21 protein-coding genes and 1 pseudogene are annotated in these 22,050 nt (G+C 71.4%); 11 read left to right on the forward strand and 11 right to left on the reverse strand.

The window, feature by feature from the left end; genetic code table 11:
* The first annotated feature begins 235 nt into the window (after nt 1–235).
* Nucleotides 236–1,330 carry an ATP-binding cassette domain-containing protein gene (locus AZE13_RS27425; RefSeq protein WP_066937648.1) on the forward strand — a complete coding sequence of 365 codons (1,095 nt, stop codon included), beginning with the start codon at nt 236–238 and terminating at the stop codon, nt 1,328–1,330.
* Between the two features lie 24 nt (nt 1,331–1,354).
* On the opposite strand, the gene AZE13_RS27430 is transcribed toward AZE13_RS27425, so the two are convergent.
* The 4 genes from AZE13_RS27430 to AZE13_RS27445 form a co-directional block, all read right to left on the reverse strand.
* Nucleotides 1,355–1,627, reverse strand: a complete 273-nt coding sequence (locus AZE13_RS27430; RefSeq protein WP_181690461.1) for a hypothetical protein — start codon at nt 1,625–1,627, stop codon at nt 1,355–1,357.
* A gap of 101 nt (nt 1,628–1,728) precedes the next feature.
* Nucleotides 1,729–2,106, reverse strand: coding sequence for a hypothetical protein (locus tag AZE13_RS27435; protein ID WP_258528020.1), 378 nt, complete (start codon nt 2,104–2,106; stop codon nt 1,729–1,731).
* A 204-nt stretch (nt 2,107–2,310) separates the two neighbouring features.
* The gene (locus tag AZE13_RS27440; RefSeq protein ID WP_079124422.1) at nt 2,311–3,018 is read right to left on the reverse strand and encodes a response regulator; all 708 of its coding nucleotides are present in this window, start codon (nt 3,016–3,018) and stop codon (nt 2,311–2,313) included.
* Nucleotides 3,015–4,271, reverse strand: a complete 1,257-nt coding sequence (locus AZE13_RS27445) for a sensor histidine kinase (RefSeq protein WP_079124432.1) — start codon at nt 4,269–4,271, stop codon at nt 3,015–3,017. Before AZE13_RS27445 ends, AZE13_RS27440 begins: the two co-directional genes overlap by 4 nt.
* 373 nt (nt 4,272–4,644) lie before the next feature.
* Here AZE13_RS27445 and AZE13_RS27450 point away from each other — a divergent pair, with 373 nt between their 5' ends.
* On the forward strand, nt 4,645–5,241 hold the full coding sequence (locus AZE13_RS27450; protein WP_066937658.1) for a GlcG/HbpS family heme-binding protein: 597 nt from the start codon (nt 4,645–4,647) through the stop codon (nt 5,239–5,241).
* Nucleotides 5,242–5,328: 87 nt separating this feature from the next.
* On the opposite strand, the gene AZE13_RS27455 is transcribed toward AZE13_RS27450, so the two are convergent.
* Nucleotides 5,329–6,555 carry a sensor histidine kinase gene (locus AZE13_RS27455; protein ID WP_066937661.1) on the reverse strand — a complete coding sequence of 409 codons (1,227 nt, stop codon included), beginning with the start codon at nt 6,553–6,555 and terminating at the stop codon, nt 5,329–5,331.
* Nucleotides 6,552–7,226 (reverse strand): response regulator transcription factor, encoded by a 675-nt coding sequence (locus AZE13_RS27460; RefSeq protein WP_066937664.1) that lies wholly within the window; start codon nt 7,224–7,226, stop codon nt 6,552–6,554. Before AZE13_RS27460 ends, AZE13_RS27455 begins: the two co-directional genes overlap by 4 nt.
* A 141-nt stretch (nt 7,227–7,367) precedes the next feature.
* Here AZE13_RS27460 and AZE13_RS27465 point away from each other — a divergent pair, with 141 nt between their 5' ends.
* Genes AZE13_RS27465 through AZE13_RS27480 form a run of 4 tightly spaced genes read left to right on the forward strand, consistent with a single transcriptional unit; the run spans nt 7,368 to nt 10,869 of the window.
* Nucleotides 7,368–7,853, forward strand: a complete 486-nt coding sequence (locus AZE13_RS27465) for a hypothetical protein (RefSeq protein WP_066937668.1) — start codon at nt 7,368–7,370, stop codon at nt 7,851–7,853.
* A complete protein-coding gene (locus tag AZE13_RS27470; protein WP_066937672.1) occupies nt 7,843–8,940 on the forward strand; it encodes a peptidoglycan-binding protein in 1,098 nt (365 codons plus the stop codon). The genes AZE13_RS27465 and AZE13_RS27470 overlap by 11 nt, the downstream gene beginning before the upstream one ends.
* On the forward strand, nt 8,937–9,680 hold the full coding sequence (locus AZE13_RS27475; protein ID WP_066937674.1) for an ABC transporter ATP-binding protein: 744 nt from the start codon (nt 8,937–8,939) through the stop codon (nt 9,678–9,680). Before AZE13_RS27470 ends, AZE13_RS27475 begins: the two co-directional genes overlap by 4 nt.
* Entirely contained in the window at nt 9,670–10,869 is a 1,200-nt protein-coding gene (locus AZE13_RS27480; protein ID WP_066937677.1) for an ABC transporter permease, read from the forward strand. The genes AZE13_RS27475 and AZE13_RS27480 overlap by 11 nt, the downstream gene beginning before the upstream one ends.
* 242 nt (nt 10,870–11,111) lie before the next feature.
* On the opposite strand, the gene AZE13_RS27485 is transcribed toward AZE13_RS27480, so the two are convergent.
* From AZE13_RS27485 to AZE13_RS27500, 4 genes and pseudogenes are all read right to left on the reverse strand, one after another.
* Nucleotides 11,112–11,852: a sensor histidine kinase gene (locus AZE13_RS27485; protein ID WP_079124423.1), complete on the reverse strand. Its 741-nt coding sequence runs from the start codon at nt 11,850–11,852 to the stop codon at nt 11,112–11,114.
* Nucleotides 11,815–12,745: pseudogene (locus AZE13_RS34490) on the reverse strand (ABC transporter permease); the annotation flags it as partial. The pseudogene AZE13_RS34490 and the gene AZE13_RS27485, both read right to left, overlap by 38 nt.
* On the reverse strand, nt 12,739–13,452 hold the full coding sequence (locus tag AZE13_RS27495) for an ABC transporter ATP-binding protein (RefSeq protein ID WP_066937687.1): 714 nt from the start codon (nt 13,450–13,452) through the stop codon (nt 12,739–12,741). The gene AZE13_RS27495 and the pseudogene AZE13_RS34490, both read right to left, overlap by 7 nt.
* Nucleotides 13,449–13,934: an efflux RND transporter periplasmic adaptor subunit gene (locus tag AZE13_RS27500; RefSeq protein WP_066937690.1), complete on the reverse strand. Its 486-nt coding sequence runs from the start codon at nt 13,932–13,934 to the stop codon at nt 13,449–13,451. The genes AZE13_RS27495 and AZE13_RS27500 overlap by 4 nt, the downstream gene beginning before the upstream one ends.
* A 225-nt stretch (nt 13,935–14,159) precedes the next feature.
* Between AZE13_RS27500 and AZE13_RS27505 the strand changes: the two genes are divergently transcribed.
* Nucleotides 14,160–14,597: a DUF4345 domain-containing protein gene (locus tag AZE13_RS27505; RefSeq protein WP_066937693.1), complete on the forward strand. Its 438-nt coding sequence runs from the start codon at nt 14,160–14,162 to the stop codon at nt 14,595–14,597.
* A gap of 165 nt (nt 14,598–14,762) precedes the next feature.
* Here the strand turns inward: AZE13_RS27505 and AZE13_RS27510 are convergent, their stop codons facing one another.
* On the reverse strand, nt 14,763–15,674 hold the full coding sequence (locus AZE13_RS27510; protein ID WP_066937696.1) for an alpha/beta fold hydrolase: 912 nt from the start codon (nt 15,672–15,674) through the stop codon (nt 14,763–14,765).
* Nucleotides 15,675–15,807: 133 nt separating this feature from the next.
* On the opposite strand from AZE13_RS27510, the gene AZE13_RS27515 reads away from it, so the two are divergent.
* From AZE13_RS27515 to AZE13_RS27530, 4 genes are all read left to right on the forward strand, one after another.
* The gene (locus AZE13_RS27515; protein WP_066937699.1) at nt 15,808–16,425 is read left to right on the forward strand and encodes a TetR/AcrR family transcriptional regulator; all 618 of its coding nucleotides are present in this window, start codon (nt 15,808–15,810) and stop codon (nt 16,423–16,425) included.
* Between the two features lie 27 nt (nt 16,426–16,452).
* The gene (gene argG, locus AZE13_RS27520; protein WP_066937702.1) at nt 16,453–17,895 is read left to right on the forward strand and encodes an argininosuccinate synthase; all 1,443 of its coding nucleotides are present in this window, start codon (nt 16,453–16,455) and stop codon (nt 17,893–17,895) included.
* Between the two features lie 313 nt (nt 17,896–18,208).
* Nucleotides 18,209–19,126 (forward strand): hypothetical protein, encoded by a 918-nt coding sequence (locus AZE13_RS27525; RefSeq protein WP_079124425.1) that lies wholly within the window; start codon nt 18,209–18,211, stop codon nt 19,124–19,126.
* Between the two features lie 29 nt (nt 19,127–19,155).
* Nucleotides 19,156–22,050, forward strand: a complete 2,895-nt coding sequence (locus AZE13_RS27530) for a stealth conserved region 3 domain-containing protein (RefSeq protein ID WP_066937704.1) — start codon at nt 19,156–19,158, stop codon at nt 22,048–22,050.

Consider the following 22,050-nt stretch of genomic DNA (forward strand, 5'->3'; position numbering starts at 1 on the left):
CTGGTACCGACCGTCTCCTGGACGCGGCTCCCGCCCTCGGCGCGGCCGCCGCGGTGTCAGCGGCATCCTCGATGCTGTCGGCGCTGAGCGTGGCGGCATCCGGCCCGGTTGGAGCCGAAGATCGAACGGGCCTGCACCGCCCGCTACTACCGGGGCCTGGCCCGGGCGGCCGGAGGCGGGACCGGAAGTCAAGGCCCACCGCGCCGGCGAACTGCTCGCCGGCGCGTACGAGGACATGGCGGCCACCGCGGCGCTGGAGAAGCAGCGCCTGGCCTACGCCGAGGCCGGAACCGACCTGGTGGCCTCGGCCCTGTCCGGGGTCGTCGCGCTCGCCTCCTATGGAGCTTTGTGGGCGCTGCTGTGGTACGGCGGCATCCCGCTGGCGGCGGCCGGCACCGCAGTCGTCGCGATGCGTAACTCCAGCCAGAATCTTGGCAGTCTGGTGATGTCCATGAACCGGCTCTATGAGGAGTCGATGTACCTGGCCGATCTGGAGGCGGCGTACGAGCTGGCCGAACGCGAAGCGATCCCCACCGGGGGTCTCCCGATCCCCCGGGGGCCGGTCGAAGTGCGATGCGAGAACGTGTCCTTCTCCTACCCCGGAGCCGAGCAACCCGCCCTGGAATACGTGTCGTTGACGATTTCCGCAGGGAAGGTGGTGGCTCTGGTCAGGGAGAACGGGTCCGGCAAGACGACGCTGTCCAAGCTCCTGGCCGGGCTCTACCTGCCGTCCAAGGGCCAGGTCTTCGTCAACGGCGTCGACCTGCGCACAGCCGATCGGGACGCCGTCTTCGACCAGGTGGCTCTGCTCTGCCAGGACTTCCCTCACTGGTCGATGACCGCCCGGGCCAACATCCACATCGGCCGGCCCGAGCTGGACCTCGACCAGGCCCGGATCGAGCAAGCCGCCCGGGAGGCCGACGCCTCGTGTGTGGTGGACTCACTGCCGGACGGCTGGGACAGCATCATCGTCAGCGGGTTCGAGCGCAGCACCCAGCTCTCCGGCGGGCAATGGCAGCGCATCGGCAGCGCCAGAGCCCGATTCCGGCGAGCCCCGCTGGTGATCGTCGACGAGCCCACCTCCGCCCTGGACCCGAAGGCGGAGATCGAGGCGTTCCATGCCCTGCGGTCGATGACGGACGACGGCACGACGGTCCTGCTCATCACGCACCGGCTGGCGGCCACCGCAACCGCCCGACCTGATCTACGTGCTCGACCACGGCCGCGTGGCCGAGCACGGCAGCCACGCCGAACTCATGGCGTTGCCCCAGGGCCACTACCGAACGCTCTACGAGATGCAAGCCGCACAGTACGTACAGGCACCGCCTGATGGTCAGGCAGCGGAGGCGCCGCTCTACCGCCTCCTGTAGCGGAAGAGGAGGTTCTCAGCCTCGTCGGCAGTGATGCCGAGGGCTGTACCGAGTTCTTCCGTCTCCATCGTCCGGTATGCGCCGCCCGCGGCGTGGTATCCGATGCTCTGCGCCAGAATCTCCAGGCGGCGGGCGGCTTTGAGGGCGGCTGCGGGGGCACGGCTCGCGAGCGCGTCGAGCGCGGCATCTGCCTTCTTCAACAGCTCGTCGACGTCCTCGGGGATGGTGACGGTCGACGCCCGGGTACGACACACCAACCACCACCATCCCGCAATCGGCACCGCGCCGACGGCGGAATCCGGACAGTCGGTGCCCCACAGCGGGATCGTCGGCGATCGTCATCGGGGCGTACAACGGGTCAACGGGTCGTACAACGGGGATGCCGCCCCCGCATGGCTCGCAGCAAGGGCGTCGAGGACACGACGACGAACAGGCCGAAGAGCGTGATGGGCAGCAGTCCGACCGGTTGCAGCAGTCGCGTCGGATCCGCCCGCAGCCAGGGCCAGTTACCGATCCAGTTCGCGGAGACGTCCAACGCCATCACGCAGACGGCCAGCCGGACGCCCACCGGCCGCATGAGTGCCACCAGCACGACGACCAGCGGATCGAGGACCACCAGACTGATGAAGAACGCCTGGAACGAAACCTGCGGGAACGACGCATAGGCGTGGATCCCGCCGCGGACCAGGTCGAGGACGTGAACGCAGGCACCTTGGAGGAAGCCGATCAAGTACACCGCGAGAACCCATCGTGCCCACAGTGGCCGACCACTCCATCGTTCTCGCACTCGCGTCCGCATCGGACCAGCCTATGCAAGCCCCGAGACAACGAGGGACTGCCGGGCGGCGTCCGGCCCTCCCGCTCGAACTGCGACGGATCACGACGTTCCGCTCCGGCGGCATCCTGCTGACCGGTTCAGGACAGCAGTCGCTGTTCCTTTTCAGGGCAGCAGTCGTTGCTCCTTGGCCACCGCGACCGCGCCGGCACGGGTGTCGACGTCGAGCTTGTCGTAGATGCGGCCCAGGTGTGTCTTGACGGTGGCCTCACTGATGAACAGCGCCCGGGCGATCTCGCGGTTGCTCAGGCCCCGCGCCAGCTGGCCGAGGATGTCGCGTTCCCGGTCGGTGAGCGTGGGGCGGGGGCTGCGCATCCGGGCCAGTACGCGATGGGCGACGGGCGCGGAGAGGGTGCTGTGGCCCTGGGCGGCGGCGTGGATGGCGGTGAAGAGTTCGTCGGGGCGTTCGGCTTTGAGGAGGTAGCCGGTGGCGCCGGCCTCGATGGCGCGGGTGATGTCGGCGTCGGTGTCGTAGGTGGTCAGGACCAGGACGTGGGGGGTGGGAGCAAGGTGGGTGATGCGGCGGGTTGCTTCGATGCCGTCGATTCCCGGGCCGAGTTGCAGATCCATCAGGACGACATCTGGCCGGAGCTTGGCGGCCGCCGCCACGGCTTCCTCGCCGCTGCCGGCCTCGCCGGCGACCTCGATGCCGGGCGCGCTGCTCAGCAGAGCCAGCAGCCCGGCGCGTACGACGGCGTGGTCGTCACAGAGCAGGACGCGTACGGGCGCGGCTCCGGACTCTCGGACGGCCGCGTCTCCGGGCCCTCGGACGGGATCGGTTCCGGGCTCTCGGGCGGGCTCGGGGGTGGTCATGGGGTGGGCTCCAGGGGGATGGCGGCGGACAGGACGGTGCCCTCGCCCGGTGCGGACTCGACGGTGAGGGTGCCGCCGAGCTGCCGCACCCGGGCCCGCATGGCGGGCAGGCCGTGGCCGCGCTCGCGCCCGGGGGCGGCCGGTGCGACTGGGCCGGCGGAGGTGCCCGGACCGGCGGGCGTGCCCGGAACAGCGAAGGTGCCCGGACCGGCGGGGGTGAAGCCGCGGCCGTCGTCGGCGATGTCCAGCACGATCTGGTCGCCGAGGTAGGTGAGGGTCAGGGCGACGGTGGTCGCGGCGGCGTGCTCGCGGACGTTGGCGAGGGCGCCCTGGGCGATGCGCAGCAGCGCGGACTGCACCCGGTCGGGCAGCGGTGCCGGCGTGCCGTCCACGTGCAGCCGCACGGAGAGCACCCCGGGGGCGGCCGCCGGAGCGGACGCGGGGGCCGGCTCCAGGGCCGACTCGTTGGCGCGGGCGGCGAGTTGGCGCAGCGCCTGAGGGAGCGAGGCGCCGTCGGCGAGGTCCGCCGGGGCGAGGTCGTGCACGAAGCGACGGGCCTCGGCGAGGTTGCGGGCGGTGATCTCGGTGGCCGTACGGATATGACCGCGGGCGGTGTCCGGAGCCGCGTCCCAGGTGCGTTCGGCGGCCTGGAGCAGCATCTGCTGGCTCGACAGCCCCTGGGCGAGGGTGTCGTGGATCTCCATCGACAGCCGCTGCCGCTCGGCGAGCGTGCCCTCGCGCCGCTCGGTGGCGGCCAGTTCACGCCGGGTGCGCAGGAGATCGTCGACCAGTGCCCGCTGCCGCGCGGTCTGGCGTTCCATATGGACGAACACGGCGGTGGCCAGGGCGGCGATGGCCGGCGGTGCGAGCAGCAGATTCGGGTCGAAGCCGGTGGACAGCCGCATCTGGGCGACCATGACGAACGCGGTGAGCAGACCGACGAGCACCGACGCCGCGCCGGTCGGCAGCGTCCGCAGTCCCGTGTAGAACAGCGGCACCGCGCACCACGCGAAGCTCGGTGCGAGCACGACGAGGACGGCCCAGATCGACACGACGGCCCCCAGCCACAGGAGCCGGCGGGCGGTGGGGCGCCGCTCGTCGTCCGTACGGGGGCCGAGCACCGGGCCGAGGACGTACAGGAGGGCCAGGGCCACGCCGAGTGCGACGATCCACGGGGTGCGGGGCTGACCGGGGTGGCGGAGCAGGAAGCGGGCGAGGGAGGCGGCCAGCAGCAGGAAGAACGCCAGGTGCATGACGGGGCCCAGCCAGCGGGCGTCGGGGTTCGCGTCCGGCGCCGGGGGCTGCTGTGGGGCGGGTTGCGCGCGGCAGGGGGCGGCGTCAGGCACGTGGATCTTTCTCCTTGCGGGCTCTCCCGTAGTGGTCCTCCCAGTCGTAACCCGGGTGGCGAGCGGCCCGTATCAACCGATCGGATGACACCGGCCTCCCCCATCATGCACGCCGGCCCCAGCCGGAACGCCGACCCGCGTGCTCCCGCCCCGCCCCGAGGATGAAGACGCACCACCTCTTCCACTCATCCCAGACCGTCCACGGCTGTCCCAGACCATGCCTGCCATAGCGGGCCGTAGCAGCCATGACGGCCACGACGGCCATCCAAGGAGCCAGAACATGCCGAACCCGACCCTCACCCCGCAGCGGACCGCCAAGAAGCTGTCCGGCCGTGCCCGTGTCGTCACCGGTGCCGCCGCCCTCGCCCTCCTCAGCGCGGGCACTGTCGGCGCCTTCTCCGCGACCGCCGCTTCCTCTCCCGGCACCGCGCAGTCCGTCAGCAAGAAGACCACCGTCGCTGCCGCCGAAGACACCCACACCACCAGCCACCTCACCCTCGCTGCCGCCACCAAGGCAGCGCAGGCCGCCGTGGACGCGGCGCGCAAGGCGGGCCAGAAGATCTCGGTCGCCGTCGTGGACCGCAATGGCAACACGCTCGTCCACCTGCGGGGCGACGGCGCAGGCCCGCAGTCCTACGAGTCGGCCGCGCAGAAGGCGTTCACCGCAGTCTCCTGGAACGCGCCCACCTCCGAACTGGTCAAGCGGCTCGACCAGGCGCCCACCCTCAAGGACATTCCCGGCACGCTCTTCCTTCCCGGCGGCACCCCGGTGCGCTCCCAGGGCGCGCCGATCGCCGGGATCGGTGTGGCCGGCGCCCCGAGCGGTGCCACCGACGAGGAGTTCGCCCAGGCCGGCGCGCTCGCGCTCGGAAAGTAGCCGCTCCCTACGGCATCAGGAGGTAGCCCCCCGGTGGACGGAGCACCTCCCCGGCGGACAGGCAGGCCGGCCCGATGTCGTGGGTGTTCACTCGTCGCCCTTGGGGTCGGGGAAGGCGACCCGGACGGTCAGGCCGCCGTCCGGGTTCGCCTCGGCGGTGGCGCGGGCGTCGTGGGCGCGGGCGATCGAGGCCACGATGGACAGGCCCAGGCCGGCGCCCTCGCCGGGGCCGTGCCGGCGTTCTTCCAGGCGCCGGAAGGGCTCGAAGAGGTACGGGACGGTCTCCGGCGGCACCAGGGGGCCGCTGTTGGCGACCTCCAGGACGCGGCCGTGCACGGTGACGGTGATGTGGCCGCCGTCCTGGTTGTAACGGAGGGCGTTGCCGAGGAGGTTGCGGACGAGGTGGACCAGCAGGACCGGGTCGCCCTGCACCGTCACCGGTGAGGTCTCGGTCCGTACGGTGATGCCGTGGTCGCGGGCCCGTTGCGAGGCGGTGTGTTCGGCGGCCACGGAGCCGGTCAGTTCGTCGAGGGCGACCGGTTCGCGGTGCTCCAGTCCCTGGTCGGAGACGGAGAGCAGCAACAGGCCCTCGATGAGCCGCTCGCTGCTGTCCGCGACCTCGATCAGCTTGCTGCGGATGCGGGCGACGGCCTGTGGGTCGGAGGTGGCCAGACCGATCTCCGCCGCGGCCCGCTGCACCGCCAGCGAGGTGCGCAGCTCGTGCGCGGCGTTGGCGGCGAAACGCTTCTGGGCGCCGACGAGGTGCTCGATACGGTCGAGCATCTCGTCGAAGGTGTCGGCGAGCTGTTTGAGTTCGCCCGCGGGGGCGTCGAGGGCGATGCGCTCGTGGAGGTTCTCCCCGGACAGCCGCCGGGCGGTACGGGTGATCACCCCCACCGGGCGCAGCACCCGGCCGGCCATCCACCAGGCCAGCGCGACCGAGAGGACGGCGAAGGCGGCCAGGGCGATCAGGGAGATGGTCAGCAGGCGGTGCTGGGCGGCCTGTTCAGCGGCCTGTGTGAACGCCTTGAGAGGGTCGGGAGCCGACTGGTCGCGGGGCACGCGGGTGGGGACGGCGGATCCGGCGATGGCGGGCGAGGGTTCGGGGGCGTCGCCGGGCCGGCTGGTCGCGGGAGCCACCGCCGTGCTGATCGTCATGTACAGGCCCTGGCCCACGAGGACGTTGACCAGGCCGATGAGCATGGCGCCGGCGAGGACGAGCAGCCCCCCGTAGAGCAGGGTCAGCCGCGTGCGTTCCCCGCCGGGCAGCCGGACGCGGTCACGGAGCGCGCGGGGTACCGGGAGCCGCCTCATCCGGGGCATCCGGAGCCGCCGATGCGGTAGCCGTGGCCGGGCAGGGTTTCGACGACCGGGGGCTCGCCCAGTTTGGTGCGGAGTTTGCTGAGGGTGACGCGGACGGCGTTGGTGCGGTAGCTGGTGTGCTCCTCCCATACCTGCTCGATGAGGTCGTCGCCGCTGACGACGGCGCCCTCGGCGCGCATCAGCACCTCCAGTACGCCGAACTCCTTGCGGGAGAGCGCGAGATGGCGCCCGTCCCGGGACGCCTGGCGGCGGGCGGTGTCCAGGGTGATGCCCGCGCGTTCGATGACCGGGGGCAGGGCGGGGTGGGCGCGACGGCCCAGCGCCAGCACGCGGGCCAGGAGTTCCTCGTAGGCGAACGGCTTGGCCAGGTAGTCGTCCGCGCCCAGGCCCAGTCCCTCGACGCGCTCGCGCACGGAACCGGCGGCGGTGAGCATCAGCACCCGGGTCAGCAGGCGCGTCCCGACGACCTGGCGGCACACCTCGTCACCGTGGATGCCGGGCAGATCGCGGTCCAGGACGAGCACGTCGTAGTCGCCCAGGCGCAGCCGCTCCAGCGCCTGTCTGCCGTCGTGCGCGATGTCGACGGCCAGGGCGTCACGGCGCAGCCCTTCGGCGATCATGTCCGCCAGGAATTCCTCGTCCTCCACGACCAGCACACGCATGACTCCATGTATACCCGAGAGCGACCTTTCGCCGGTGTAAACGTCTTCGTTGAGAGAAACGAAATGCGGGTCCGTGTCAGCCTCCGTTCCGTCGGCCCGTCGGCTCGTCGGCCAAATCGGCCCCGGATACGGAGGAATTCCATGGGAAATATCAAGTACGGCATGGTGGCTGCGTTCATGACGGGAATAGCGTTGTTCGCCGTCGGCTGCACCGGGGGTGAGGTGGATTCCGGCAAGGAGAACAGTGGGCAGGGCTCCGGCGCGTCCGGCAGCGGCAAGGACGCGGACGAGGCCTATAAGTACCGTCAGTGCCTGCGTGAACACGGTGCGAAGGTGGAGGAGCCCAAGGAGGGTGAGGCCGTCGGCATCCAGGGGGACGACAAGAAGGTCAAGAAGGCCATGGAGGCCTGTAAGGACCTGCCGGGTGCGGGCGGCGGCAAGGAAATGACGCAGGCCGACAAGGATCGGGCCCTGAAATTCGCCCGGTGCATGCGCGAACACGGCGTCAATGTGCCGGATCCGAAGTTCGAGGGCGGCGGGATGCGATCGGAGCGCCTGGACTCCGACGTGGACAAGGGGAAGTTCGAGAAGGCGCAGAAGGCGTGCGGTGAACAGAATGGGCGGTGAGCGCAGACGTTTCCCCGGGAAATACCTGGTCGCCTCGCTGGCCGTGGTGAGCGCGCTGGTGGGCGGTGCGGCCGCCGTCTCGGTGAGCGGTGACAGTGACGACGGCCGGAGCCATGAGCGGCGCACCGACGGCCTGCCGCAGAAGACCGATACGGTCACGCGGCAGGACCTGAGCAGCCGCACCCAGGTGGACGGAACCCTGGGCTACTCCAAGGAACGCAAGCTCAACGGTGGCGCGCAGGGCACGCTCACCTGGCTCCCGGACACCGGTTCGGTGATCAAGCTCGACGATCCGCTCTACGAGGCCGACGGTCACAAGGTCCGGCTCATGTACGGCAAGCGGCCCATGTACCGGAAGCTCAAGGCCGGCGACGAGGGGCCCGATGTCCGGCAGCTGAAGCAGAACCTCCGCGACCTCGGTTACAGCCGGGGACTGACCGTGGACGAATCCTTCACCTCCGGCACCGCCGAGGCGGTCAAGCGCTGGCAGAAGGCGCACGGCCTGAAGCAGACCGGCGAGACGGGGCCGGACCAGATCGCGTTCGCGCCCGGTTCCGTGCGGGTGCAGAAGAAGGACGCGGCCCTGGGCGACCAGACCGGTCCCGGCCGTCCGGTGCTGACCACCACCGGCTCCGACCGGGAGGTGCAGATCAAGCTCGACGCCTCCGACGCCGGTCTCGCCGGGCCCGGTACCCGCGTCGAGATCACCCTCCCCGACGGGAAACGGGTCAAGGGCAAGGTCGCCTCGGTCGACCACGGCTCCGGTGGGGACGGCAAGGGCCAGGGCGGAGGGGAGGAGTCCAAGAAAGTCACCGCACGGGTGACCTTCTCCGACCCGTCGGAGGCCAAGGGCCCCGACCAGGCACCGGTCACCGTCGACCTCCAGGGTGAGAAGCGCGAGAACGTGCTGACCGTTCCCGTCAACGCCCTGCTCGCGCTGCCCGCCGGCGGTTTCGGCGTGCAGGTCGTCGAGGGCGGAAAGGCCCGGGAAGTCCCGGTGAAGCCAGGCCTGTTCGGGCAAGGGAGGGTCGAGGTCAGCGGATCCGGCCTCAAGGAGGGAATGAAGGTCGGGGTGCCCACGTCATGAGCGCCGTCGTCGAGTTGAACCAGGTCACCAAGGAGTACCCGGGCGGTGTCGCGGCACTCCGCGGAGTGGACCTGCGCATCGAGCGCGGAGAGCTGCTCGGCATCGTCGGCCCGTCCGGGTCGGGCAAGTCCACGCTGCTGCACATCGTCGGAACCCTGGACCGGCCCACCGCGGGGACGCTCACCATCACGGGGCACGATGTCGCGGCCCTCTCCGACCGCCGGCTGTCCGCGCTGCGCGCCCGGCATATCGGCTTCGTCTTCCAGTCCTTCCACCTCATGGCCGGAGCCGGCGCCCAGGACAATGTCGCGGAGGGCCTGCTCTACAGCGGCCTGCCCCGTGCCGAGCGCCGGGCCCGCGCCGCCGCGGCCCTGGAACGGGTCGGGCTCGCCGACCGGATGCACCACCGCCCGCACGAACTGTCGGGCGGGCAGCGCCAGCGGGTGGCCATCGCGCGGGCCGTGGTCGGCGAACCGGACCTCCTGCTGGCGGACGAGCCGACCGGCGCGCTCGACTCCGCCTCCGGCGAGACCGTCCTGGAGCTGCTCCACGACCTCAACGCCGAAGGCGCCACCATCGCGGTGATCACCCATGACCACGAGATCGCCGGTGCGCTGCCGCGCCAGGTCCGCATCCGTGACGGCGAAGTCGTCGCCGACCGGCGGACCGGCGCTGTCCGGCGGACCGGCGTCGAGCGTGGGGAGACCTCGTGCGAGCGGAGCGCCGGACATGCGACGTGACCGCCTGACCCCGGCCCGGCTCGGCCCGCGTGACGTGCTCCACGTCGGTTCGGCAGGACTGCGTACCCGGCCGATACGGGTCGTCCTCTCCGCACTGGGCATCGCCCTCGGCATCGCCACCATGATCGCGGTGGTCGGCATCTCGGCGTCCAGCAAGGCCCAGCTGCTCCAGCAGCTCGACCGGCTGGGCACCAACATGCTGACGATCACCCCTGGTCAGGACCTTCTCAGCGGCAAGACGGCGAAACTGCCCAAGGAAGCCCCGGGCATGATCGGCCGCATCCCCGGGGTGGAGCACGTCGGCGCGACCGGCGACCTGCAACCCACGGTCCGGCGCAGCGAGAAGATCCCCGAGAGCGACACCAGCGGCATCACCGTGAAGGCCGCCGACGAGGACCTGCTCAAGGTCCTGCGCGGCACGGTCGACGCGGGCACCTGGCTCAACGCCGCCAACGGGCGCTACCCGGCCGTGGTGCTCGGGCACATCGCCGCCGAACGCCTCGGCATCACCACGCCCGGTCAGCAAGTCCTCATCGGCAGCAGGTACTTCACGGTCATCGGCGTCCTCGACCCGCTGCCGCTGGCGCCGGAGATCGAACGGTCGGCACTGGTGGGCTGGCAGGCCGCGAGCGCGTTGCTGGGCTTCGACGGTCACCCCACCCAGATCTACGAGCGCTCCACGGACGCCTCGGTGGACACGGTGCGGGGCCTGATCCCGCGCACCGCCGATCCGCAGGCTCCGAACAACGTACGGGTCACCGACCCGTCGTCGGCGCTCCAGGCCAAGGCCGCCACCGAAGGGGCCTTCACCAACCTCCTGCTGGGGCTGGGCGGAGTGGCGCTGCTGGTCGGTGGGGTCGGCGTGGCCAACACCATGATCATCTCGGTGCTGGAGCGGCGGCACGAGATCGGCCTGCGCCGCTCGCTGGGCGCCACGCGAGGCCAGGTCCGTATCCAGTTCGTCACCGAATCACTGCTGCTGTCCGGGCTCGGCGGGCTGGCCGGAGTGGTGCTGGGCGCGGCGGCCACCTATGTGTTCGCCGCCTCGGGCGGCATGCCGTGGGTGGTACCCCTGTGGGCGGTCGGCGGCGGCTTCGCCGCCACCCTGCTCATCGGGTCGGTGGCAGGCCTGTACCCGGCGGTCCGCGCCGCCCGCCTCTCACCGACGCTCGCCCTGCACGCGGGCTAGGGCCTGTCTCTCCGATCTCCGTGGATCAGCCTGCGGCGCCTGGTGCCGTGCATCGCAAGGCGGAGCATTGCCCGCGGACTGGGTGTCCGTGGGTGATGTGACAACGCGGCGAGGTGCGGTGCCAGGCGCCGCAGGCCCGCGGAGATCGGAGAGACAGGCCCTAGGTACGGGACAGGTACACATGCCGGACTCCCCCGAGCGCGCCCAGGCCACCACTCAACCGGGCGCGCCCGGGCCGCCGTTCACCCGGCCGGGGTGTCACCGGCGGGCAGTCGTACGCCGATTGTGAGACCGCCGTCCGGGTTGGCGGTCGCGGTGGTGGTGGCGCCATGTGCGCGGGCCACGGCGGCGACGATGGACAGGCCGAGTCCCTCTCCCCGGCCGGCGCGCCGGTCGAGGTCACGGCCGCGGCGGAACGGCTCGAAGAGGCTCGCCACCTCCTCCGCCGGCACCCGGGGCCCGGTGTTGCGGACGGTCAGGGCATCGGCGGTGCAGCGCACCTCGACCGTGCCGCCGGGCCGGTTGTACAGGACGGCGTTGCGCAACAGGTTCCCGACCAGCGTGGCCATCAGGGCGGGGCCGCCCCGCAGCGGGCGGGGCACGGTGACCTCCAGCGTGACGGCGTGCTCCTCGGCGAGCGCCTCCGCAGCTGTGGCCTCCTGGCGGGTGACCTGGCCCAGGTCGAAGGGCTCGAAACGTTCGACCCCCCGCTCCCCCTTGGCGAGGGTGAGCAGGCTGTCGAGCAGGCGCTCGCTGCGGCGGTTGGAGTCCAGCAGGGCCTGGCGCACCTCGGCCAGCTCCTCGGGGCTCGGGTCCTCCAGCCCGATCTGGAGGGCGGCGCGCTGCCCGGCGAGGGGCGTGCGCAGTTCATGCGAGGCGTTGGCGATGAAGCGCCGCTGGCTGTCGAAGGCGGCCTCCGGCCTGGCGAGCAGGGAGTCGAAGGTGTCGGACAGGTCCTTGAGTTCGTCGTCGGGGCCGTCCAGGCCGAACGGATATCACCATGGTGTTGGCCACGCCGATGCCGCCGACCAGGAGCGCCACCGCGCCCAGGCCCACGAGGAGGCCGGTGAAGGCCTTCTCCCCCGCCTGCTGGGCGGCGAGCGCGTCGGAGGGACGGGAGACCGGCCACCCTCGACGGGTCCGCGGGGTCGGCGGTCGCCGCGAGCAGCGCGCGTACCTCTTCGACCTTCTTCTTCTCCGCGCGAATGTAGACGGTGGTGGGATGGCCGTCGAAGCCGAGCCGCTCGCGGGCGGTGTCCCAGTCCACGAGTACCGCGGTGTCCAGTTCGGGTGCGAGCGGGGCGGCGGCCAGGATGCCGGTGACGGTGAACCACTGTCCGCCCAGCCGGATCTGCGTGCCGGGTGTCGTCACCCCCAGCCGCCGGGCCGTCTCGGCGCCGAGTACGGCGGTGGGGTACCGGCCGGTGGCCGCGTCGAACCAGCGGCCCTCGGCCATCCGCGCCCCGACCGCCGCGGGCAGGTCGCGGCGGGCGGCGTAGGTGCCGATCGCGCCGGACTGCTCCTCGGGGATCTTGTCGGTACGGTAGGCCCTGATGCCGTCCACCCGGCCGGTCGCGGAGGCGCGCTCGACGCCCGCGATCCTGCCGATCATGTCCGTGGCCGGCTCGGGGAGTTTCGCGTCGCTGCCGTCCAGGGCCTTGCCGGGGTGGACGGTCAGCAGGTTGGTGCCCAGCCGGTCCAGGGTCCGGTCGAGTTCGGCGCGGCTGGAGGTGGAGATGCCGACGGTGGCGACCATCGCGGCGATCCCGATGGCGATACCGAGGGCGGACAGGAAGACCCGCAGGGGCCTGGTGCGCAGTCCGAAGGCCCCGACGCGCAGCAGGTCCGCCGGCGAGAGCCGGGCCGGGGTCAGCATGCCGTCGCCTCCTCGCGCCCGCCGGGCCGCGCCGCGGAGTCGTACCGGACCCGGCCGTCGAGCATGGCGACCTGGCGCGGCAGGCTCGCCGCGATGTCCTGATCGTGGGTGATGACGACGATCGTGGTCCCTCCGGCGTGCAGCTCGTGCAGCAGCTCCATGACGGCCGCGCCGGACGCGGAGTCCAGCGCGCCGGTGGGCTCGTCCGCCAGCAGCAGACCGGGCTCGCCGACCACCGCGCGGGCGATCGCGACCCGCTGCTTCTGGCCTGCGGACAGCTCGTGCGGCCGGTGGTGCAGGCGCTCCCCCAGGCCCACGCGGGCCAGCACGGCCGCGCCCCGCTCCCTGCGCTCGGTGCGTGAACGGCCGCTGTAGAGCAGGCCGTCGGCCACGTTGTCCAGCGCGGTGGCGCTCTCGGCGAGGTGGAAGTGCTGGAAGACGAAGCCGATGGACCGGGCGCGCAGCGCGGCCAGTCCGCGGTCGCTGAGCGCCGCCACGTCGTGTCCGTCCACGCGCACCAGACCCGACGTGGGCCGGTCCAGGATCCCCATGATGTTGAGCAGCGTCGACTTGCCCGATCCGGACGGACCGACGATGGCCAGCAGCTCGCCCCGCCCCACGGTGAGGTCGACACCGGCCAGCGCGGCGACGCCGGGGTAGGCGCGGGTGACGTCCCGCAGTTCGACGACCGGTTCCCGCGCCGTCATCGCGGCACCGTCACCTTCAGGCCGGCCCGCAGGCCCTCGCCGGCCACCTCGACCTCTCCGTTGCTGAACATCCCGAGTTTCACGGGAACCAGACGGGTACGACCCCCGCCTTCCGGGACCTCCACGCCGTACCCACCGCCCGTCCGGGCCACGAGCGCCGTGACGGGCACGTGGAACACGTCCTTGCGGACCTCGCTGGTGAACTCGGCGTCGACCGTGACGTTCTCCAGCTCCCCCAGCGCCTTCTGGTCGCGGACCGCGATCCGCACCTCCACCTCGGTCTTCGGCTTCGTATCGGCCGCGCCGCCGGCCTTGTCACCGGCCTTGTCACCGGTGACAGTGCGGACGTCCGCGATGCGCCCCTGTACCGCTTCGCCGCCCGGCAGGACGACCCGCACGGCGCTGCCCTTCTTCGCCAGCTGCTGGTCGGCGAGGGGAAGCCGGGCGGTGACCGCCCGGTCGCCATGGCTGTAGGTGAACACATGAACGCACCGGGACGTCCGAAGGACGAAGTCGTCCGACGCATGGCATTCCTCCTGGTCAACCCTTGGCTCCGCGGCACGTTCCGCATCGCCCTGCTTCAGGTGTACGGGAGGACTGCTTTCGTCAACCTTTCGCCCGGCCGCAGTGAGGAAGTGGCGGTAGAGCAGGGTCCGGGAGACGCATGTCAACTAAGGTTCCGCCGAGACGGATGGGGAGGCGACGCTATGGCAAAGGCTCTGCGGGCACTCACACAGCTGATGGGCTGGGCCTGCGTCCTGATCGGGGTATTTCATGTGCTGCTCGGCAACGCAGCGATCCCCGGCGCAGGTTCGGCCGGCACGACGGTCGACAGCTGGGGCCGGTTCATGGGGGCCAGCTTCGCCGGCTACGGGCTGGCCTGGCTCTGGGCCGCTCGGCAGCGCCCCATCCCGGCCCGGGCGGTGCGGTGGCTGGCCGGCGTCTTTCTCCTGGGCGGCGCGGGGCGGCTGCTCTCGCTCGTCCTTCACGGCTGGCCGCAGTGGTTCCAGATCCCCCTGGCGGCGATCGAACTCGGCCTGCCGCCGGTCTTCTTCTGGCTTGCCGACGCAGAGGAACGAGCGGCGGAAAGAGCAGCGGAACGCGCGCTGCGCGACAGCGCGGAGACCACGCCCACTGGGCAGTAAATGCCCTACGGCCGAGGGGAGTCCGACACCTTCCGGACGGCAATTCCGGACGGCACTTCCGGAACGGCGCTTCCGGACGGCACTTCTGGACGACGCCCTCAAGCGCTGCGCCCAGTCACAGTGTCAGCATGCCGCCCGTCGCGGTGCGCCGCTCACCGGCAGCTGTCAGTCGACGGAGTCCATGAAGCTCAGCATCCGGCGGTTGACCTCCTCCGCGTGGTCGAACTGCGGTCCGTGGCCGGTGTTTGACACGATTTCGGCTCGGGCGCCAGGGATCAGGCGCGGAACCCGCTCCGCTTGCCGACGCGGATGCACGAGGAGGCTTCGCTTGCCGAGCACCAGGTAGAGCGGGGTGCGGATGGTGGACAGTTCGTCCTCGGACAGCGGCAGGGGGGACGGGCGGCGTATGCGGTAGGCACGGACACCGAGCCTGATCATGGTGCGCAGCTGCGGCACGATGAGGACCGGCTGCTCCAGCCAGGCCGCCAGGCGCGGACGCAGCGCCTTGGGTGCGAAGGTCGCGAAGAGGCTGACGAAGATCCAGACGAAGAAGCGCAGCCCCACCTTCTCCAGGCCGCCGGGGTCGAGGAGGGTGACCGAGGCGAGGCGGCCGGGCCCGCGGTGCGCCTGGTTCAGAGCGAGCCATCCGCCGTACGAGCTGCCGACGAGGTGTACGCGGTCGAGCCCGAGCCCGGCGAGCGCCTCGTCCAGCCACTGTGCGGCGCGTTCGGGCTGGTGGATGGGTTCGCGCTGCACGCTGCGTCCGGGGTCGCCCGGGGTGTCGAGGGCGTAGACGGGGCGGTCGGCGCTGAGGGCGGGGGTGTTGGGGTACCACATGGCGGCGCAGGAGCCCGCCCCGTGCACGAGGACGACGGGGGTGCGGGACCGGGCGGCCTGGTCCGCGGGGTCGTAACGGTAGACGTGTGTGGTGCCGAAGGAGGTCTCCACGTCCTGTTCCGCGGCTGCGGATGCGCCGAGGGCGTAGACCGCGTCGCAGGCTGCGAAGTAGCGGTCCCGCCAGGCATCGCTCACGTAGCGGCCGACATCGGCCTGGGTGCGGGCAACGGTCTCGGACACGGCTACCTCCGGGGTTTCGAGCCTTCGTGATACGACCGTACCACGGTACTGATACAGCTGTATCATCAAGGGTGCCCACACGGGACGGCCCAGCAGGGCACACAAGGAGAAGCGGCGAAGGGAGAAGCGACCCATGCCCAAGCGCGTGAATCACGCGGAACGGCGCACCGAGATCGCCGAGGCGCTCGTCCGGGTCGCCGGGCGGCGCGGACTGCATGCCGCGGGGATGCGCGAGGTGGCAGCCGAGGCAGGCGTGTCACTGCGGCTGGTGCAGTACTACTTCGAGACCAAGGAGAAGTTGCTGCTCTTCGGGCTGCAGCACCTGACGGAGAGATTCGGGCAGCGGGTCGCCGCCCGCGTCCAGGCCGCCGGGGACACCCCGGGACCGCGCGCGACGATCGAGGCGCTGCTGATGGCGGCGCTGCCGACGGACGAGGAGAGCCGCACCTTCCACCACCTCTACACCTCCTACACGGTCCTGGCCGTGAACGACCCGACGCTCGCCGCCCAGCCCTTCCTCAAGAACCCCGACGCCGCCGAGGGCGCCGTCACCGAACTCCTCCGGCAGGCGGAGGAAGCGGAGCTCACACGGCCCGGCATGGACGCGCAGCTGGAGGCGGCCGGCCTCCTCGCCATGTCCGCGGGACTCGGCACCAGCGTCCTCGCCGGCCAGCGCAGCCCGGAGTCGGCCACCGCGGTCCTGCGCCATCACCTCGACCGGATCTTCCGAGGCGACGGGCGCCTTGCATGAAAATGCAGCGTAATGCATACTCTTTCCATGTCCAAGGTTCTTACCTCCCTCCCCGCCGGTGAGCTCGTCGGCATCGCCTTCTCGGGTGGCCTCGACACCTCGGTCGCGGTCGCGTGGATGCGCGACAAGGGCGCCGTCCCGTGCACCTACACCGCCGACATCGGCCAGTACGACGAGCCCGACATCGCCTCGGTGCCCGACCGCGCGAAGACCTACGGTGCCGAGATCGCGCGCCTGGTCGACTGCCGCGCGGCGCTGGTCGAGGAGGGCCTGGCAGCGCTCACCTGCGGGGCGTTCCACATCCGCTCGGGCGGGCGTACGTACTTCAACACCACGCCGCTCGGCCGTGCCGTCACGGGCACCCTCCTGGTCCGGGCGATGCTCGAGGACAACGTCCAGATCTGGGGTGACGGATCGACGTTCAAGGGCAATGACATCGAGCGGTTCTACCGTTACGGCCTGCTCGCCAACCCGAACCTGCGGATCTACAAGCCCTGGCTGGACGCGGCCTTCGTGACCGAGCTCGGCGGCCGCAAGGAGATGTCGGAGTGGCTCGTCGCCCACGACCTGCCCTACCGCGACAGCGCGGAGAAGGCGTACTCCACTGACGCCAACATCTGGGGCGCCACCCATGAGGCCAAGACTCTGGAGCACCTGGACACCGGCCTGGAGTCGGTGGAGCCGATCATGGGCGTGCGGTTCTGGGACCCCTCGGTCGAGATCGCCGTCGAGGACGTGACGATCGGCTTCGACCAGGGCCGCCCGGTGACGATCAACGGCAAGGAATTCGCCTCCGCCGTCGACCTGGTGATGGAGGCGAACGAAATCGGCGGCCGGCACGGTATGGGCATGTCGGACCAGATCGAGAACCGGATCATCGAGGCCAAGAGCCGCGGCATCTACGAGGCGCCCGGCATGGCCCTGCTGCACGCGGCGTACGAGCGCCTGGTCAACGCGATCCACAACGAGGACACCCTCGCCCAGTACCACAACGAGGGACGGCGCCTCGGCCGGCTGATGTACGAAGGCCGCTGGCTGGACCCGCAGGCGCTGATGGTGCGCGAGTCGTTGCAGCGCTGGGTCGGCACGGCCGTCACCGGCGAGGTGACGCTGCGGCTGCGGCGCGGCGAGGACTACTCGGTCCTCGACACGACCGGCCCCGCCTTCAGCTACCACCCCGACAAGCTGTCCATGGAGCGCACCGAGGACTCGGCCTTCGGTCCGGTGGACCGGATCGGCCAGCTCACCATGCGGAACCTCGACATCGCCGACTCGCGCGCCAAGCTGGAACAGTACGCCGGGCTGGGCCTGGTCGGCACCGCCCATCCCGCCATCGGCGCCGCCCAGGCGGCCGCGACGGGGCTGATCGGCAGCATGCCGGAGGGCGGCGCCGAGGCCATCGCCTCCGGCGGCGAGGTCTCCGGCGACGAGATGCTGGACCGCGCCGCGATGGAGTCCGGCACGGACTGACCGGCAGCGTCCGGGGCTCGCGTGGCGACGCCGGGCATGTGTGGGGCCGGGCATGTGTGTCCACTGTGGGGACGGACGGACGTATACCCACTGGGGGACGTACACCCCTTTTGGAGCGGGTAAGCTTGTCTGTCGCTTGTGCGCCCTTCGGCGTGAACAGACCCTTGTGCCCCGGTGCCTCCCCTGGCCCGGGGCTTACCGCTGCCCACGAGAGAACGCTGTGCCCCCGACCCCCCTGACAGAACCCGGCCGCGGCCGGCACCCGTTCTTGCTGCGACGGTGGGGGCAGCGGGCACTGAGGCCCCTGCTGCCGGTGCGTGGCCTTCTCGTCCGGCGCGTGGTGCGGCCGCTCACCACGGACCGTGCGGCACCGCTGCGTTTCGCGGGCGTGCTCGACGGCCACACCCTCAATCTGCACGGCACGCTGCCGATGTCGTTCCGCAGTGCGCACTCGGCGACGGTGGTCCTGCGGCGGGGCCGGGTCGAGCACTGCACTCCCGTCCGGCTGCGGCCGCGTCCGGGCGGGCCGCCCGCCTTCGACGCCGCGGTGTTGCTGGGGGCCGAGATGGACGGCGTTCCGGTCGGCCACGGCCCTTGGCGCATGGCCCTGGCGGTGCACAGCAGGCGCGGCGTCCACCTGCTCCGGCTGCTGCCCGCCGAGGGGCCCGCCGCTGACTACAACGGCCCGACGGGGCCGGTGAACGCCTGCCAGCGCACCGGTCGCCGCTACCGCGTGGGCAGCTCGCTCCTGGGGTATGCCCGCCTGGTGGTCGCCCGGCCGCTCCCCAGAGCCGAGGTGGATCGGGTGGAGGTGCGCCACCACGGCATCGCGGTGTGCTTCCACGGCGTGGGCGACACCGGTGGGGCCCCCGACGAGATCCCCGCGGCTCTGCTGGTCCGCGGCGAGGCCGCCATCGCCTGTCCCGCACCGGAGTTCACGGGTCAGGACGGTGTGCTGCGCTTCGAGGTACCGCTGGGCTCGATCCGCCCTGCGGGCCGGCGCACCGAGGCCTGGGACTTCTACGTCCGCTGGGGCGGTGAGAGCGGTCGGCCGCTGCGCCTGGGCCGGCGACTGCACGACGTCAGCGACCCCCGCGGGGTCTTCGCCATCCGGCCGACGGTGGTCTCCGACCGCCGGGGAGGCCTGGTGCGCGTGCACCTCTACTACACCGACCGCGGCAGTCTCCGTATGGCCTGCACACGACTGGCCGACGACGCCGACACCGCCTGATGACGCCGACACAGCCGCCGGGACGCCCCATGAAGATCACTTACCTGCTCACCACCGCGGACGAGATGGGCGGTACCGAGCGCACCGTCTTCACCCAGGCCAACCAGCTCGCCGGGCGCCACGACGTCCGCGTCATCAGCATCTTCCGCACCCGTGCGAAGCTGTTCTTCGACCTCGACCCCCGGGTGCGGGTGAGCTACCTCGTGGACCGGACCGGCACCGTGGAGCGGCCGGTGCGTGACAGCGGGCTCGGCACGGCGGACTGTGCGCGGCTGGCGGCCCTGCCGAGCCGGCTGGTCGATCCCGCCTGGGAGCCCGCGTTCGACCGGCTCACCGACCTCGAGGCCGAGCACGCCCTGCGCGAGACGGACACCGACATCCTGGTCTCCACCACCCCCGCGCTCATGGCCGTCGTGGCGCAGACGGCACCGGCCCGTACGGTGACCGTGCATCAGGAACACCGAGTGGCCGAGCGGCGCGGCGCCAGCGGCGACCCGCTGCTGCAGTTCGCGCCCCGGTTCGACGCCATGGTCCTGCTCACGCGCCGCACCCAGGCGTGGCTCGCGGAGTCGCTCGGCCCGCGCGCACCCCGCCTCGAAGTGATCCCCAACGGGCTGCCGGACAGCTTCCGTCCGCGCTCGTCCCTGGAGTCGCGCTCGGTTGTGCTCGCGGGGCGGCTGGTATCCGAAAAACAGGTCGACCACGCGATCCGGGCTTTCGCCACAGTCGTCCCGGACCACCCCGATTGGACCTTGAAGATCTTCGGCGAGGGGCCGTTGCGGCCTCGTCTGCGTCGTCAGATCGAGGACTTGGAGCTGCACGACACCGTGCGCCTGCTCGGCAGCTCGGCGCACCTTGCCGAGGAGTGGGCCAAAGCCAGCATCGCCCTGTGCACGTCGCGGGTCGAGGCCTTCGGGCTGGTGCTCGTCGAGGCTCAGGCCGCGGGAGTACCCGTCGTCTCCTACGACTGCCCCAACGGCCCCTCGGAGATCGTCACCGAAGGTGTGGACGGCTTCCTCGTCCCGCCGGGCGACACCGTCGGCCTGGGGCATGCACTGGGCCGGCTGATGAGCGACCGGGCCCTGCGCCACTCCTTCGGGCACGCCGCGCTCAAGGCCTCCGAGCGTTTCGGGGTCTCCCTCGTCGCCGAGCGCTGGGAGGACCTGTTCGGTGCGCTGCTGACGGAACGGGACGGCACCGGGCGTGCGGACCTCAAGGCGCGGCGACTGGCCCACCACGCGCTGCTCACCGCCTCCGGTGACCTGGGCCGGGCCGCCCTCGCCCCACCCGGCTCCGGCGTCGGCGTCCGCACCCGCCGCGCACTGGAGGACCGTATCGAGGCGAGCCGGCCCGACCTGACGCGGACGGGCGGGCAGGTGTGCCGGATCTTCGACTCCGAGACGCCCTTCGACATCGTCAAGGCCAACCTGGACCTGGCCGTGGCGGTCCTGGAGGCCGCCGGCGTCCCGTACATCGTGGTCAAGGACGGGGCGATCCCCTACACCGTGGGCGTGCACGAGCAGTTCCGCCCGGCCGTCCTGGCCACGCTGGCCCGGCAGTACGCGCGGGAGGCGGTCTATGTGACGCTGGTGAACGAGCGCAACGCCGCGACCGCCACCACCCTCGCGGCGCTGGCCGAGGCCGTCGCCGGCGACTATGAGTGCGCCGGTCTGCGCGTCTACCAGCCGACGGTGACGCCTTCGGGGACCCTGCGGCTGGGCGGCGTCTACGCCTGCACGATCGACTTCTGGAGCGAACCCGAGGACGACCCGGACTCCTTCCGGCTGCTCAGGCGCAGCCGGATCGGCCACACCGTGCCCAAGTCCGCGCTTCTGCGGGGACGGCTGCGGATCGGCGACCGCGACTACCCGACGATCAAGCCGTTCGAGCGCACCTTCGTGCAGGAGCTCTCCTTCCCCATCGACGCCGTCTACACCTGGGTCGACGGCACCGGCCCCGACTGGCTCGCACGCAAGAACGCGGAGCTGACCGTCCTGGGCCTGCCCCCGGTGGGCAGCGCCGCCGGAAACGCGCGCTTCCGCGACCGGGACGAACTGCGCTATTCACTGCGGTCGGTGGACATGTACGCCCCCTGGATCAGGAACATCTACATCGTCACGGACCGGCAGGTCCCCTCCTGGCTGGACACCTCGCACCCCCGGGTACGCATAGTGGACCACCGGGACATCTTCCAGAACCGCGGCAGGCTCCCCACCTACAACTCGCACGCCATCGAGAGCCGCCTGCACCACATCGACGGCCTCAGCGAGCACTTCCTCTACCTCAACGACGACGTGTTCTTCGGCCGCCCGGTCCTGCCGGAGGTCTTCTTCCTGCCCAACGGTCAGGCGAAGTTCTTCCAGTCCCCCACACCCGTACCGCCCACGCCGGTATCGGACGAGGACGAGTTCAACATCAGCGCGGCGAAGAACAACCGGGCACTCATCGAGGACCTCTTCGGGCACACCCCCGCCCAGACCTTCCTGCACGCCCCGCACCCGCTGCGGCGCAGCGTGCTGAACGACATCGAACAGCGCTTCCCCGAGGCCGTGGAGCAGACCGCCGCCGCACAGCTGCGCAGCCGCACGGACCTGTCCATCGCCTCGTCGCTTCACCACACGTACGGCTACTTCACCAGCCGCAGTGTGCCCGGGGCGGTCAACTGCGGCTTTGTGAATGTCGGCCTCCGCGAGCACCACACACGGCTGACCCGCATCCTCAGCAGCCGCCCGCACGACGTCTTCTGCCTCAACGACTACCACGACGGCGACGTGCCGGAAGAGGAGCAGAGCGCGACCCTGCACGCCTTCCTGACCAGCTACTTCCCCATAGCGTCCGCGTACGAGACCGGCAGCGAGCGCAACCGCCGCCTGCACCGGGGACGGCTGCCGGACACCCGGCCCTCCGGTCCTGGAACAGGGTGA

The sequence above is a fragment of the Streptomyces sp. NBRC 110611 genome (genome assembly GCF_001590865.1).
In the GTDB taxonomy this organism is placed as follows: domain Bacteria; phylum Actinomycetota; class Actinomycetes; order Streptomycetales; family Streptomycetaceae; genus Streptomyces.